Below are 14451 nucleotides of genomic sequence, written 5' to 3' on the forward strand. Positions count from 1 at the left end.
TCTTTCGCTCTTTCACTCTTTCACTCTTTATTTCTCAAACAGCCCCGTTAGCTCGCCGTATTCCAGAATATGCCCCTGCATGGCGTCGAGCAGGTTTTGGCGGTCGGGGATGCGGTTGAACGAAAGTGTGGTATCGAGGGCATACACGCGGAACGTGTAGCGGTGTCGGTCGAAGGGGGGGCAGGGCGGTACAAAACGCTGTTCGTTCATACCGTTGTCGCCAAGCTTGCCGCCCAGCAACAGCATCTGCTCAGGTGTAACGCCTTCCGGGAGGCTGCGAACCGTGGGCGGCAGGTTGTACACAACCCAATGCGAAAAATTGAAAATGGGGAAACGGGCCAGCACAGCATCGTAATCGGTAGCCAGCAGCGCATAACTTCTGACACCTGCTGTGGTACTGCTCCAATCCAGGGCGGGGGAGTTGCCCGGCCCCTTGCAGCTACAGGCCATCGGCAGGTCGCCACCGGGCGGAAACGATTGGCTCGACAGCGTTATGGTTCTGGGTAATGTCGCCAGAGTAATATCTTCTTCACGGCGATGGCCCCTCGCCCGAATGTGCAGCACGAGCAATAGTAGAATCAGTACGATAAGAAAACCTGTCAGGATTCGCCAAATCATACGCAAATAAAGAAGCCGGTTGTGTACGTTCGTCGTAGCTACCAACCGGCTCCCTGCAAGAAAGTTTGTTAAATGCGGATTAAGCCGCTTTACTGCTCGTTGCCCGGCGCAGCGGCATCGCCCGTGGCGAGGGCTTGCTGTTCAGCGTTTCGTCGAGTACCTGCTCCGATACCATATCCAGGTGGTTGGCCCGTTTTAGCACGTAGTTAAACGGCAGGTTGAAGTAGTTGGCCACTTCGCTGCGGAAACTGTCGGGGAATTTCGACAGGCGCAGGCCAAAGAACTTCTGCACTTCGGCTTCGGGCAACAGAGCCGCGAGGGCCGCTTTTTCCGCTTCGGCCAGCAACTGCGCCCGCGAGGTATACAGATGATTCAGGCCGATGGATGCCGCCAGTATATTCAGGAACAGGTTCTTGTACATGGCCGACAGTTCGGCAGGCAAGATAATCCAGCCCTGCTCGCGGAACGTAGCCGAAAAGCCGGTCAGGCCCTGCTCTCCGCGAATCTCACCGGCGATCAGTTCAGTGGGAAACTGCATCCGGTTATCACCGCTGTCGGCGTCCAGTTTTTTGAGCCGGAACACCACCGCTTCGACGGGGCTTTTCTGAAACAACAGATCGGCGGGGATCACCTGCGTGTTTTCCCACTGATCGGTCATGCGCATGAACAGGCTTTCGTTGACGGGCAGGTTTTCCGGCCCGCCCAGACTGATAAGCATCCGGCGGAAAGCCGCCAGAAAATCGATTTGGAGTTGATTCGGATTCGAGCGTCCTCGCTTCATCGGGTTGAGGTCATTGGGCTACCCAAACAGGCTCCCGCCGACGCATTAGTATGGTTGTCTGTTGTTTTTTTGGGATGATAAAGATACGCAATAATCACCTGATAGCAAGGCGGTATTATGAATAGATTGTGATGGTTTCAGGGTGAGATATCCCCTCACACATGAGATGGTATTGGACGTGGAATTGAACGCCTTTACGTCTAAACAATAGGCTATTGGCGACTACTGTGCGTTGTGTAGATTTGCTGCGATGAACCGAAAAACTGACAAGCGGGAAGGCAACCAATACGACAAGATTGTCAAAGAGAACATTGACAGTATCATTCCTGCACTAATGAGCAGCGTACTGGGCTTTCGGGTAGAAGAAGCGGTTGTCATCCGGGAAAAGCTGCAACAAACGAAAGAAAAAGAGGCAGATGCACTGCGCATTGTGACAGCACCGGGCGGGGCCCAGTTTATTCTGCATCTGGAGTTTCAGGTAGACGACTACCTGAAAATGGTTTTCCGTATGGCTGATTACTGGGTACTGCTCAAATCGAAATACGGCCTTCCGGTTCGGCAGTTTGTTATCTACATTGGCAATCAATTGCCGAAAATGAAGACGGTACTCACCGAAGACGGCAACTATTTCCAGTTTCAGCTTATCAACATCACGCAGTTCGACTATCTGCGTTTCCTGACGTCAGACAATCCTGAAGAGGTAATTCTGTCTGTACTGGCGGATTTCGACCGGGAGAAATCCGATCAGGCACTGGGTCAAATTATTCACCGTCTGGAAGAAACTACCCCCGATCAGCGGACGTTTCAGAAGCATATGCGGCAGTTGCGGGTTTTGTCGAAACTGCGTAATTTGGATTTAAAATTCGACGACATGATCCAGAACATGGATAAATACATTGATGCAGAGAATGATTATCTCTACATCAGGGCTAAAAAGGAGATCATATCGAATCTACTTACAAACACTGATTTTGCGCCGGACCGAATCGCGCAAATTGCCGGTGTCTCGCCCGAATTTGTGAGAACCGTGCAGCAGGAGGTTGCTGGCAAGTGATGTTTGTGCAGAAAACAGGTGGGGTGTGGAAACTTGCATAAGTTTCCACACCCCACCTGTTTTCTTATTCGCATCTAAACGCGCTGCACGGCTTGGGTAAGTCAACAGTCAACCAGCCTAATATGTCATTGGTATAGCGCCAATGTCAGGGCAGGAACGGCCTTCCGTTAGGCCCGTATGCAAAGGGGATGCATCGAGTACCAGCAGTTGATTTCAGGACGCCAGACGAACGTGAGCAGCTCCGACTGGACATTACCCGTAGGGGTAGTGATGTCCACCAAAACGGTGGTTTCCTGCTGTACAGATTGCGCAGGCTTGCTTTGTTGCAGTGCCTGAATTGGCCCGTAGTTGGCCGGATGGATCGTGTGGGAAATTTGTGTCGTATTCATCGTACAATCAGTTTGTTGTTTTATGATGCCGCAGTACTCTACGGCCCTGCTAGTCAATGCCACCGTTTGTCCATTTTGTTTAACGAAACATCGATACTTCATAAACAAAACCTGAATAGTTACAAGGGGTGACCAGCTGGGTGCGCGATGTGCTGACAGGCAGACACTACCGTTGGTAAACCCCACAACGCCAACCGTCCGGCATCAGCAGTGTAGAGAGTCTGCTAATGCCGGACGGTTGGCGTAATACTATGAATGTCAGTTATTTCATCGTGACGACCGTGACGCCCGCGCCACCCCGGTCGGCGTGTTCGTCGGCCATGCGGGCCACCTGCTTGTAGCCGCGTAGGTGGTTACGTACCAGCGTCCGCAGGATGCCGTCGCCTTTGCCGTGAACGATGCGCAGTTCGGGAAAACCCAGCATCAGCGCGTCGTCGACAAAGCGGTCGACTTCGCCGATGGCTTCTTCGCCCCGCTTGCCCCGAATGTCGAGGTTGAAGTTGAAGTTCTGCATCTTCTCGTTGATGTCGAGACCACGACTGCGCGGTGTATCGTCTTTCTTCTCGGTGGCGTTGCGAAACTCCTTCCGGCTGACTTTTTCGAGTCGGCTGAGCTTCACATTCGACTTCAGATCACCAATGCGTACTTCCACGTCTTTGCCCCGCATCGACTGCACCTGCCCGATCGCGTTCTGCCCGGTGATCCGGACGTAGCTGCCTACCGTGATGGCTCCGCCGTCGGCTTCAAACTCCTCTTCGGCAGGCTGTGGTTTTTCAACGACCAGCGCCTGAGGCTGTAGCTGCGTGCGGTCGAAGGTTTCCAGTTCCTGCCGGACCTGCTTTGTTGGTTCGCGCTCGGCTTTGTTTTCCTTGATCTCCCGAATGGTATTTTCGATCCGCTGATTGGCTTCCTGCACCAGCGACTTGGCCTTCTGCTTGGCGTCGTTGATGAGTTGCTTCTGCTCGTTGTCGATGCGGGTCTTCAGGGCGGTGTATTCAGCAAGCTGTTGGGCGGCTTTACGCTGATTGATGCCGATTTCCATGTTCTTCTCGGCAAACACGCGCCGTTCGATATCCAGCTCTTTCAGCAACTTCTCGAAGTTGACCTGCTGCGTGCCCAGCTTCTCTTTCGCCCGGTCGATGACGCCTTTGGGTAGACCAATTTTCTGCGCGATCTCAAACGCAAACGACGAACCCGGCCGCCCGATTTCCAGCTGATACATCGGCTCCAGCTGTTCGCCGTCGAAGCGCATCGCCCCGTTGACCAGGCCCGGCGTTTTATCGGCGAATACTTTCAGGTTGGTGTAGTGCGTGTTGATGACGCCGTACGCGCCCGACTTGTTGATTTCCTCCAGAATCGACTCGGCAATGGCTCCGCCCAGCCCCGGCTCGGTACCCGTACCAAATTCGTCGATCAGAAACAGCGTCCGCTTGTTGGCACCGATTACGAATTGCTTCATCGCCGTCAGGTGCGACGAATACGTACTCAGGTCGTTTTCCAGCGATTGCTCGTCGCCAATGTCGATGAACAGGTTCTGGAACACGCCCATCTCCGAGTAATCAGCCATGGGTACCAGCATGCCGCATTGCAGCATGTACTGAATCAGGCCAATGGTTTTCAGCGCGACCGACTTACCGCCCGCGTTGGGGCCGGAGATAATTAGAATCCGCGCTTTGTCATCGAGCCGAACGCTCAGCGGCACTACCGATTTACGCTCGGCGGTCGTCCCGTCTTCGTTTACGGTCGGCTTCTGAAACGACAGAAACAGCAGCGGGTGCCGGGCGTTGGTCCAGTCGATTAGCGGGCGGTCGACCAGCTTGGGCAGTACGGCGTCGAGTTGCAGGGCCAGTTTGGCTTTGGCGCGGATAAAGTCGATCTGCGCCAGGAAGTTGACGGCTCTCTTCAGCTCATCCAGATGCGGGCGTAGCAGACTGGTCAGGGCCAGCAGAATGCGGTGAATTTCGCGCCGTTCTTCGTATTCCAGTTCGCGGATCGCGTTGTTGGCGTCGAACACTTCGGCCGGTTCCAGAAACACGGTTTGCCCCGTCTGCGACTCGTCGTGCACGAAGCCTTTGATCTTGCGCTTGTGCTCGGCCGCAATCGGAATCACGAGCCGCCCACCGCGTACGGTCAGGCTCAGATCGTCGGGAATCCAGCCATTTTGCCGGGCCTGCCGGATAATGCTGTCGAGTCGTTTGCGCAAATTGGCCTGCTCGCTGATGATGCGCCGACGAATGCTGGCCAGTTCGGGCGATGCCGAATCGCGTACCAGCCCCCGGTCGTCGATGACCCGCTCGATGGCGTCGGTCAGTTGTTTGTCGATACCTGTCGAGCCGGTACCGCCCATCTGAGCCAGTTCGCGCAGGTACGGAAATGCATTGGTTTCGGCGCGCTTGGCCAGAAACCGGAAACAGTCCTGCACGGTACGCAGGGCCAGCTTGATATCGAAAAACTCGGCTTCGCTCAGGGCCAGGCCTTCGATACGGGCGCGGCCCAGATGGGCGCGAATGTCGATGTAGTTGTTGCTCGGGAAGTCGGATTCGAACTGTACGATCTGCCGAAATTCATCGGTCTGTCGCAGCAGTTTATCGATCAGCTGCCCGTTATCGGTATAGCGTATTTTGTCGACGTAATCCTGCCCCAGTGGGCTAATGCAGGCATCTTTCAGCCGTTGGCGGATCGTGTCGAAACCAAGTTTGTGTTCTAGCGTAGTAGGGTATAGCATTCAGCCAAACGTACGGGTGATCGGATAGTTATCCCGTCTATGTAGTTAACACCGGGCGGGGGCGGTGGGTTCGCGTGGTGGGGTTGTCACTTGGCGCGACTACGTAGCCTGGACGTCCACGTCCGGGTGGGCGCGATAGCGACCAAAAAAGCTGCCCCTTACAGAGTTGGCCTGACGGCCACCCGGACGTGGACGTCCAAGCTACTTTGTTGATAATCAGCCCCCTTTTCTTTTTTTTGGTATTGCCTGCATTTCGGCAAACATTTCGCTGCCATTCAAACGTTTAGGGGTATATACGACGCCGAATAGAAGGGACTGACAAACGAATGGAGCACGAAGAAAATAAGCATAAAGACGCGATGCACCGGGACGATGCGGCCCGGCGGCATCAGCAGGAAGGCATACACAATGATCGGGCAACGGTGCGGCTGCCGATGCTGCTGGGCATTACACTGGCGGGCGGTATCCTGATCGGCGCGACATTCTTCGGCAGCACCAAGAGCCTCAACACCATCGGGCGGGGCTACACCAAGTACCGCGAGATTCTGCAACTGATCGAAAATAATTACGTCGACTCGGTCAACACCGACGAACTGGTCGACTATTCGATCGAGAAGATGCTGAGCAAACTCGACCCGCACACGGCCTACCTCAACGCGACGGATGCCGTAGCCGCCCGGTCGCAGCTGGAGGGTGGCTTTGACGGTATCGGGGTCGAATTCAACATTTACAAAGACACGGTGTACGTCGTGACGCCGATTTCGGGTGGGCCGTCGGAAACGGCGGGTGTCCTGAGTGGCGACCGGATCATCAAGGTCGACGAAACGCCGTTGGTAGGCGGCAAGGTGGAGAATACACAGGTGTTTAAAGCGCTGCGTGGTAAGCGGGGGACGCCCGTGAAGCTGACTATCCTGCGTAAGGGCAGCAACGACCCGCGTGTGTTTACGATCACCCGCGACCGAATTCCGACCTACTCCGTCGACGCGGCTTACATGATCGATAACAAGACAGGGTACATCAAGGTCAACCGGTTCTCGGAAACGACATACGACGAGTTTAAGGCCGCGCTGGCGTCGCTGAAGGAGAAAGGCATGACGCAACTGATGATGGATTTGCGCAACAACCCCGGCGGCTACATGGACCGGGCAACGAGCCTGGCCGACGAGTTTATTTCGGGTAACAAAATGCTGGTGTACACCAAAGGTAAAGACACGCGCTACGATCGGCAGACGTTCGCCCGCATCGCCGGGCAGTTTGAAGACGGCCCGCTGGTGGTGCTGATCGACGAAGGCAGTGCGTCGGCGTCGGAGATTGTGGCGGGTGCCTTGCAGGACCACGACCGGGCTCTGATAGCTGGTCGGCGGTCGTTCGGTAAGGGGCTGGTGCAGATGCCGGTGCAACTGTCTGACGGTTCGGAACTGCGCCTGACTATCTCGCGCTACTACACGCCCAGCGGCCGGAGCATTCAGAAGCCGTACGTGATGGGGCAGGAGGGCGACTACGAAAAAGACCTCGAACTGCGCTCGAAGCGGGGCGAATACTACATCGCCGATTCGATCAAAAATGATCCGAAGCTAAAGTTCAAAACCGATCACGGCCGCACGGTCTACGGTGGTGGCGGCATCACGCCCGACTATTTCATCCCCCGCGATTCGACCTGGCAGACGAACTACCTGATTCAGCTCTACAGCAAGAATATCGTGCGGGAGTTTGCGATGGAGTACGCCAACGAAAACCGGAAGCGGCTGGAGAAAATGCCGTTTGCCGAGTTCGACAAGTCGGTCATCATCACCGATCAGCAGATGAACGAGCTGCTCAACGACGCGACGGCCGAAGGAATTCGGTTCAATGAGAAAGAGTACCTGCGCTCGAAGAATTACATTCGGAACCAGATCAAGGCGCTGGTGGCCCGGTCTATTTACCAGCGGGGCAACAAAGCCGGGCAGAACAACGAGTTTTTCCAGGTCATCAACAACACCGACGATACCTACAAGAAGGCGTTGCAACTGTTCGGTCGTGCCGATCAGCTCCAGCACGGTGAGGTGACGTACAACGACGCAGATAAGCGGTAAATCGAGGTAATCTGCAAAAAGGAAAGGGCCTTACGACGATTGTAAGGCCCTTTTTAGTTGTATGTCAAACGGCTTATCGACTGGCCAGCAGGGTGGTGACCCGGCGGATACTAACAAATCGACGCTGATAATAGTCGGCGTGGAGGTAATCGTAGCGGACACCGCCGTTCCAGGCTGAGTGAATAAACTTGATGCGGTTGCCGACGACTTCGGTAATCATGCCGACGTGCCCGATCCGGCTCCCCGCCGAACTGTGGCCTTTGAACAGAATCAGGTCGCCGGGCTGGGCTTCCTCTTTATCGACCGAGTGGCCCACGTTGCCCTGGGCGGCACTGGAATGGGGCAGCGAAACGCCGAAATGTTTGTAGCAGAAGCGGGTAAAACCGGAGCAATCGAAGCCGCTGCGGGTGGTACCGCCGGAGCGGTAGCGAATGGACAGGTGCTGTTTTGCGAAGCCGATAACGTCGTTCACCAGCGGAATCCGCTCATAAAAAGACGTCTGTTCGTTCGTTTCAGCGGGTATTGATGAAACAGCTACGGTGGATGCGTTTTCGGTAACGGTGGGTACGGACTGTGCCATACTGATGCCAAACGAGCCGGCGAGGAGCGCCGTCAGGAGCATTTTTTTCGTCATGCGAAAGAGGTTAAAACCGAGTCAGGTTTTATAAAACTACTGTGTTGTGGAATGAATGCCAAATAAATGGGGACTAAATTCCACAATGGTAACACAAAGTTTTTATACCAATTTTCTTATGGCGCTGGTTTTCAGTGCTGTTACTTAGTAAACGGCAAGCTACGATAAAGCCGATTTTAATATCAGCCTATAGGAGATGTAGATAACTGTGGGGTGATACCAGTGTTGTCCCCGGCAGCTTCCAGCTGTCGGAGCCGCGATAGCGGCTGCTTGGGCAGCTGTGTTTAGCCTACGGCTCCGACAGCTGGAAGCTGCCGGGGACAGTTGACTTTGATTAGGTCTGCGCTGAACGGTCAGCCGGGCAGATTATTCGTTCCGCCGAAAACCCCGATTGCCGCCGTTACCCCGGTTGCCCCGGTTCTGTTGGTCGAAAGGAGAAGAAGGGACGTTTGTCCCGGCAACGAACCGGCGCAGGTTGTAAACGAAGCTTACCATGAAATACTGCGTCAGCACCTGGCTCTGCACTTCTTCCACGTAGGTGTCGGTTACGTTTCGTACGACGCTGCGGTTCTGATTCAGCAGGTCGAAGACCGACAGGCGTAGTTCGCCTTGCTTCTGCTTGAAGAGTTGCCGCGACAGGGCCGCGTTCCACAGCGTAAACGACTGGCTGAACGAGGATGAGCTACCACCGTAGTGACTGAACAGTACGTTGCTGGTAAACGTGAAGCGGAAGGGGAGCTGGTAGAATAAGTCGAGCGATGCCGTCTGGTTGAGGAAGGTCGTGTTCTGCTGGGGTTGCAGCGAGTATTTGGCCGATTGCAGCGTGATGTCGCCCCGCAGCGTAACGTCGAGTTTGTCGTTGATATTGGTGTTGAATCCCAGACTCTGCCCGATGAGCCAGTTCTGCGACCGGTTGGTCTGGTCGTTGATATAACTCGTGCCCGTGTTGTAGGTCAGATTGGTACTAAGATTCAGATTGACGCGCTGTTCATCGAATCGCAGGGGTCGACCCAACGCCAGACTACCGTTGACTGTGTAATAGCCATCGGTGTTGACGGGGCGGGTGGTTTGCGCGCCCGCGTTGCTGAATGTGGTCGAGTTAACGATCTTATTGTCGGTCCGGCTGGCGTTGATAAACACGAACATACTGCGGAACGTAGCCGGGTTGAAGCGGTTGTAGTTGAGGTTCAGGTTGTGGCTGTATTCGGGTTGCAGCCCCGCGTTGCCCACCTGAATATTCAGCGGGTTCGTGTTGTTGATGACGGGCTGTAGCTGATTGACCGACGGCGCATTGACCCGCGTGCGGTAGTTGAACCGCAGCCGCTGATTTTTGGCGAAGTTGTAGGTAAACAGCGCGTTGGGCAGCAGATTGCTGAACGTTCGGTTGAGCGGCACATCGGCGGGGCGGCTCAGGTTGTCGGAGCGAAGTGTGGCCTGCTGCGCGTCGAGGCCAAGGGCGTAGGTGTATTTCAACCGGTTGGTTTGCCAGGTCAGTCCGCCCCGGTTGGTCATGTATGTGTTGACGAAATTATTGGTCAGTGTCGCGTTGGGCAGGTCGTACTGCTGCGATTCGGCGTTGCGATCGAATACGGCCCGGTCGGAGGTGTTGCGGTTGTTCGACAGGAAATAGTGGAACTCCAGCGTCTGCCGCATCGACAGCGGTTCGGTATACGACAGGTTGATGCTATGGGTCATCGATTCGGTCCGTTGCTGGCTGCGCTGATCGATATTGGTAGCATAAAGCCCCCCATTGGCCGTACCAGACGTTCCCGACGTGGAGATGGCCGACGTGGATACCGCCGACGTGGATACCGCCGTCGACGAGGTGGGCGTGTTGGGTCGGGAAAAAGTGTTGACCGACCTGTTGAAACCTACGTTATCCTGATTGTTGATGGCGGTGTTCCAGTTCAGCGAGATCGTGCGGCCCTTCTTTCTGAACTTGTGCATGATGAGGGCCGTGTTGTTGCCCGTAAAGCCCGAACCCGTCGAATTGTAGTTGGTGCGGCTGGTGTTGGTCGGGACGCCCGATCCGCTGAATGTCCGCGAATCGCTGTTGTTCTGATAGGTCGAATTCAGCCACGACAGGCTGGGAATGACCCGGATCGTTGTCATCGAATCGAGCCGGTAGTCGAGCCGGAGGTTGGCGCGGTGATTGGTGTTGGTGTTGTCGGAGTTGTTGGCGCGGTTCGTGACGAAGGCGGAGTCAGTACGGGTTGTGCTACCCGCCGTGGTTGTCGGCAGAATATTGTCCCGGCGGCTCGTCTGATTGGTCAGCGTGTTTGTGTTCGACGCATTGTAGCTGCCCACCACGTCGATTTTCTTGCCCCAGCCGTCGCGGTAGTTGATGCCAGCGGCCCAGGATTGCGTAATGGCGTTGTTACCGACCTGTCCGCTGCCGTTGCCCGCTCCGCCACCACCGCCCCCGGCCCGGATTACGTTGCCACCCCCACCGGCTCCGCCACCCTGCCCTTGCCCGGCACCGCCGAAGTTACTGCCCAGGCCCAGGTCCTGCCCGGTAAAGCCCTGCTGATTGATGTTGTTGGCCATGCCCAGCACCGAAATCTGCTGCCCGTCATTGAAGCGGTTGAGGGTTGCCCGGGCGGAGTAGCGCGGGTCGGAGCCGGGCCGGGGACCGATCCCCGCCGACTGCTGCCCAAACGCGCCTTTGCGTTTGTCGCGCTTGGTGGTGATGTTGATCGTCTTTTCGCGGTCGCCATCATCGACGCCCGAAAACTGCGATTGTTCCGACGCCTGATCGAACACCTGCACCTTGTCGATAATGTCGGCGGGCAGGTTGCGGGTCGCCATTTTTGCGTCGTTCCCGAAAAACGGCTTACCGTCGATCAGCACTTTCGACACCTGCTGCCCCTGGGCTTTTACGGTTCCGTCGGTGGCTACTTCTACCCCCGGCAGCTTCTTGAGCAAATCTTCAACAATGGCGTTGGGCTGCGTTTTAAACGACCCAGCATTAAACTCCAGCGTGTCGCCTTTTACGGCAACGGGTGCTTTCTCGCCCTGCACCGTCACTTCCGTCAGCGCGTTAGCCTGCCCAGTCATCTCGAATGGCCCCATATCGGCGGTGGGCTTGTCGGCGCTGACCGATACCCGGCGCGCGCGGCTCCGGTAGCCCAGATAACTGACCAGCACGCGGTAGTTGCCTTCCTTCACGCCCGTAAACGTAAACCGCCCGTCGCCGTCGGTAATGCCGAACGTCACCAGCGACGAATCACGGCCCGACAGCAGCGACACCGACGCTTCCAGCAGCGGCTTGCGGGTCGTGGAATCGACGACGGAACCGCGGATCGTACCGGGCGTTTGCGCCAATGACGCGAGCGGAATCAGGAGGAGCAGGAAGACGTAAAGAGGGCGCATGGAAAAGAGGAAGAGCGGTTGAGTAGATGACGCGAGTAAGGTCTGTGCGGACATAGACTTCGGGGAAGTTGACGCTGGATCAATTACGGCCGGGGAAGCCGCCGTTCTGCATCATGCGTTGCCGGAAGTCGGCCATCTGTTTGCGCCGAATCTGCTCCATTTCTTCGGATGAAATAGTCTTGACGTCGGTTGGTGGTTGCAGACTGGCCGCGTCGACGGGTTCCAGCGAGACGGCTGATGCTTTATATGATTCATCATCGGATTCGATCTGGAGCACCACGCCTTTGTCGGGTGTCAGGTCGGCGACGGGGGAGTAGGTGAAGGGTAGGTCAGTTGTGTACCAGATGGTGTAGGGAGCGTTCCGACGCGTGACGGTCGCTTTGTGGCACACGTAGCCCGCGATCTTCTTGGTCTTGTCGCTCGTCTGCCAGCCTTCGGGCTTGGGAAACGGTCGTTCGGTGCGGTACCGCTGGGTTGTCGAGTCGCGCCGAACGGTCATGATGCTGATGCGCTGGCGATTGGCCATGTCGAGATACGTCTCCTGATCGTTCATCCGCATCATGCGCATGTTGGGTCCACCAGCGGACGGGCCACCAGTGGGAGCGCCGTCGGGCGAACTGTTTGCGTTGCCCGCCCGGTTCTGGCGCATCGGGTTCTGCGGCCGGTCGCGCTCTTCTTTGGCGAACGAGCCAGCGAAAATCAGTTTCTGCGTAAACGAAATCACGTCGGGCATACCTTCCGCTGCGTCGCCACTGCCGGGCCGTACGTCCTGCCCGTTGACGTTCATTCGCATCCGTGACATGTCGATTCGGCGGAGCCCTTCGTAGGTGATTTTGCCCGATGGGGCGGTGGCAGCTGTCTGGGCGTGTGCCAGTGTGCAGAGGCTAGTCAGTAGCATGACCAGTAAAAGCGGAGCGGGAAAACGGACCATGCGTGAAAGATGAGTTTTGGTGCGATGTGTTGCGTAAATTTCCGAAATTCAACGATTTTCCTCGGGCGATTCACCGATACATACCGCGCAATGACCGATTTAATGCGCCGAATTCCTGAATATCCGCGCCGATTGGTGTCGGTTGTTCCCTCCCAGACGGAACTGCTTTTCGATCTGGGTCTCGACGCGGAGATTGTGGGCGTGACGCGCTACTGTACGCACCCCGCCGACCGGGTTAAGCAGCGAACCATAGTGGGGGGTACCAAGAACCTGAACCTCGATCTGATTGATACGCTCCGGCCCGATCTGATTGTGGCAAACAAGGAAGAAAATGAGTGCGAACAGATTGAGTATCTGGCCCAACGCTACCCCGTTCACGTCACGGACATGGCTACGTTGCCGGAGGCTTTGCAGATGATTCAGGAGGTGGGGCAGCTGGTCGGGAAGCCGTCGCAGGCGGAGCAGCTGGTGAGCCAGATCAGGGCGTCGATGCCCCCGCCGATCGCGTCGACCCTGCGTGTTGCTTATCTGATCTGGCGCAAGCCGTACATGGCCGCTGCGAGCCACACGTTTATCGACGACATGCTGCGGGTGGCTGGGTTTTGCAACGCCCTGGCCAACCAGACCCGCTACCCCGTACTGACCGCCGACGACCTGCGCGCGGCCCGCCCTGACCTGATTTTCTTGTCGTCGGAGCCGTACCCGTTCCGCGATAAGCACCGGGCGGAACTGGAAGTCATCTGCCCCGATGCGCGGGTTGAACTGGTCGATGGTGAACTGTTTTCGTGGTACGGCAGTCGATTGGTGAAATCCGGCGCTTACTTTGCCCAACTGCGTCGACAATTTATTCGACAATGACTCACTTGCCTACCACCAATACACTATCGGCCGCGTCGGTGAATATGATACTGAGTGCGACCCGTCAGCAGGGGATCGACACGGATACCCTGATTGAAGCCGTTGGTATTTCTCCGGACTGCCTCCGGGACCCGGATGGTCGCCTGCCGATCCGGCAGGTGCAGGCGATCTGGCGCGAACTGTCGGCGCTGACCAACACAAACCGGATTTCGCTGCGGCTGGGTGAGTTGATTAATCCGTCGGCGGTGGGCGTGGTGGCGTACGTGATGATGCACAGTCCTACGCTGGACCGCGCAATCAAACAGCTATGTCGGTATCAGGATATTATTTGCGACGGAACACGCTTGCTGGTGCGGCAGGAAGGCGATCAGGTAGCGCTCGTTTCGCGGATTACCAGTGCTGACATTGTGTATCCGGCGCTGGTCTACAATTCGGAACTGTCGATCGTTCTGTCGGCGTTCCGGGCGCTAACCGGTTTGCTGGTCACGCCTACTGAAGTTCGGTTCGCCTATCCTCAACCGGCGGATGTCCGTGAGCATGAGCGCGCTTTCGCCCCGGCGCGATTGGTATTCGATGCCCCGGAGACTGCTTTGGTGCTACCCGCCAGCCTGCTCGATACGCCGGTGCTGAATGCTAGTCCCGGTATGATGCCGTTGTTTGAGCAACATGCCAATGCGTTGCTGAACCGACTCACGACGCCTTCACTGGCGGGGCGGGTGCGCAACGAAATCGTGACGTTGATGAAAGGCGAGGAGCCAACGCTGACAGCCGTCGCCGACCGGCTGGCAATAGGCGTTCGGACGTTACAAGGGCATCTGCGCAGCGAAGGACTGACCTACCAGAACCTGCTCGATGAGGTGCGGAAAGAACTGGCCCAGCGCCACCTGCGCGATCCGTTTCTCAGCACCACCGACATTGCCTACCTGCTTGGCTACGCCGAACCGAGCGTCTTTTTCCGGTCGTTCAAAAAATGGACGGGGCAAACGCCCGGCGCGTACCGACAGCTTGCCCGTTGAG

The 14451-nt window shown here is 56.5% G+C and carries 11 protein-coding genes; 4 read left to right on the forward strand and 7 right to left on the reverse strand.

Annotated elements, in window-relative coordinates; genetic code table 11:
- Positions 1 to 27 precede the first annotated feature (27 nt).
- The gene (locus HH216_RS10925; protein WP_254448783.1) at positions 28 to 618 is read right to left on the reverse strand and encodes a YbhB/YbcL family Raf kinase inhibitor-like protein; all 591 of its coding nucleotides are present in this window, start codon (positions 616 to 618) and stop codon (positions 28 to 30) included.
- Between the two features lie 79 nt (positions 619 to 697).
- Positions 698 to 1399: a hypothetical protein gene (locus tag HH216_RS10930; protein ID WP_169550853.1), complete on the reverse strand. Its 702-nt coding sequence runs from the start codon at positions 1397 to 1399 to the stop codon at positions 698 to 700.
- Between the two features lie 250 nt (positions 1400 to 1649).
- On the opposite strand from HH216_RS10930, the gene HH216_RS10935 reads away from it, so the two are divergent.
- Complete coding sequence (locus HH216_RS10935; protein ID WP_169550854.1) at positions 1650 to 2453, forward strand: RpnC/YadD family protein; 804 nt, start codon at positions 1650 to 1652, stop codon at positions 2451 to 2453.
- Positions 2454 to 2620: 167 nt separating this feature from the next.
- Here HH216_RS10935 and HH216_RS10940 read toward each other — a convergent pair whose 3' ends face one another.
- Positions 2621 to 2842: a hypothetical protein gene (locus HH216_RS10940; protein ID WP_169550855.1), complete on the reverse strand. Its 222-nt coding sequence runs from the start codon at positions 2840 to 2842 to the stop codon at positions 2621 to 2623.
- A 262-nt stretch (positions 2843 to 3104) separates the two neighbouring features.
- Positions 3105 to 5567 (reverse strand): endonuclease MutS2, encoded by a 2463-nt coding sequence (locus HH216_RS10945; RefSeq protein ID WP_169550856.1) that lies wholly within the window; start codon positions 5565 to 5567, stop codon positions 3105 to 3107.
- A gap of 359 nt (positions 5568 to 5926) precedes the next feature.
- On the opposite strand from HH216_RS10945, the gene HH216_RS10950 reads away from it, so the two are divergent.
- On the forward strand, positions 5927 to 7639 hold the full coding sequence (locus HH216_RS10950; protein WP_169553343.1) for a S41 family peptidase: 1713 nt from the start codon (positions 5927 to 5929) through the stop codon (positions 7637 to 7639).
- 73 nt (positions 7640 to 7712) lie between these two features.
- Here HH216_RS10950 and HH216_RS10955 read toward each other — a convergent pair whose 3' ends face one another.
- The 3 genes from HH216_RS10955 to HH216_RS10965 form a co-directional block, all read right to left on the reverse strand.
- The gene (locus HH216_RS10955) at positions 7713 to 8273 is read right to left on the reverse strand and encodes a C40 family peptidase (protein WP_169550857.1); all 561 of its coding nucleotides are present in this window, start codon (positions 8271 to 8273) and stop codon (positions 7713 to 7715) included.
- Positions 8274 to 8639: 366 nt separating this feature from the next.
- Complete coding sequence (locus HH216_RS10960; protein WP_169550858.1) at positions 8640 to 11645, reverse strand: TonB-dependent receptor; 3006 nt, start codon at positions 11643 to 11645, stop codon at positions 8640 to 8642.
- Positions 11646 to 11724: 79 nt separating this feature from the next.
- Positions 11725 to 12576, reverse strand: a complete 852-nt coding sequence (locus HH216_RS10965) for a GLPGLI family protein (RefSeq protein WP_254448784.1) — start codon at positions 12574 to 12576, stop codon at positions 11725 to 11727.
- Positions 12577 to 12666: 90 nt separating this feature from the next.
- Between HH216_RS10965 and HH216_RS10970 the strand changes: the two genes are divergently transcribed.
- Entirely contained in the window at positions 12667 to 13434 is a 768-nt protein-coding gene (locus tag HH216_RS10970; RefSeq protein ID WP_169550859.1) for a helical backbone metal receptor, read from the forward strand.
- Positions 13431 to 14450, forward strand: a complete 1020-nt coding sequence (locus HH216_RS10975) for an AraC family transcriptional regulator (protein WP_254448785.1) — start codon at positions 13431 to 13433, stop codon at positions 14448 to 14450. Before HH216_RS10970 ends, HH216_RS10975 begins: the two co-directional genes overlap by 4 nt.
- Position 14451 lies beyond the last annotated feature (1 nt).

It is taken from the genome of Spirosoma rhododendri (genome assembly GCF_012849055.1).
Classification (GTDB): Bacteria; Bacteroidota; Bacteroidia; order Cytophagales; family Spirosomataceae; genus Spirosoma; species Spirosoma rhododendri.

Excerpts from the sequence above, each read along its gene's own strand:
- HH216_RS10925 (WP_254448783.1), bottom strand. The coding sequence starts at position 618 with ATGATTTGGCGAATCCTGACAGGTTTTCTTATCGTACTGATTCTACTA.
- HH216_RS10930 (WP_169550853.1), bottom strand. The coding sequence starts at position 1,399 with ATGAAGCGAGGACGCTCGAATCCGAATCAACTCCAAATCGATTTTCTG.
- HH216_RS10935 (WP_169550854.1), top strand. The coding sequence starts at position 1,650 with ATGAACCGAAAAACTGACAAGCGGGAAGGCAACCAATACGACAAGATT.
- HH216_RS10940 (WP_169550855.1), bottom strand. The coding sequence starts at position 2,842 with ATGAATACGACACAAATTTCCCACACGATCCATCCGGCCAACTACGGG.
- HH216_RS10945 (WP_169550856.1), bottom strand. The coding sequence starts at position 5,567 with ATGCTATACCCTACTACGCTAGAACACAAACTTGGTTTCGACACGATC.
- HH216_RS10950 (WP_169553343.1), top strand. The coding sequence starts at position 5,927 with ATGCACCGGGACGATGCGGCCCGGCGGCATCAGCAGGAAGGCATACAC.
- HH216_RS10955 (WP_169550857.1), bottom strand. The coding sequence starts at position 8,273 with ATGACGAAAAAAATGCTCCTGACGGCGCTCCTCGCCGGCTCGTTTGGC.
- HH216_RS10960 (WP_169550858.1), bottom strand. The coding sequence starts at position 11,645 with ATGCGCCCTCTTTACGTCTTCCTGCTCCTCCTGATTCCGCTCGCGTCA.
- HH216_RS10965 (WP_254448784.1), bottom strand. The coding sequence starts at position 12,576 with ATGGTCCGTTTTCCCGCTCCGCTTTTACTGGTCATGCTACTGACTAGC.
- HH216_RS10970 (WP_169550859.1), top strand. The coding sequence starts at position 12,667 with ATGACCGATTTAATGCGCCGAATTCCTGAATATCCGCGCCGATTGGTG.
- HH216_RS10975 (WP_254448785.1), top strand. The coding sequence starts at position 13,431 with ATGACTCACTTGCCTACCACCAATACACTATCGGCCGCGTCGGTGAAT.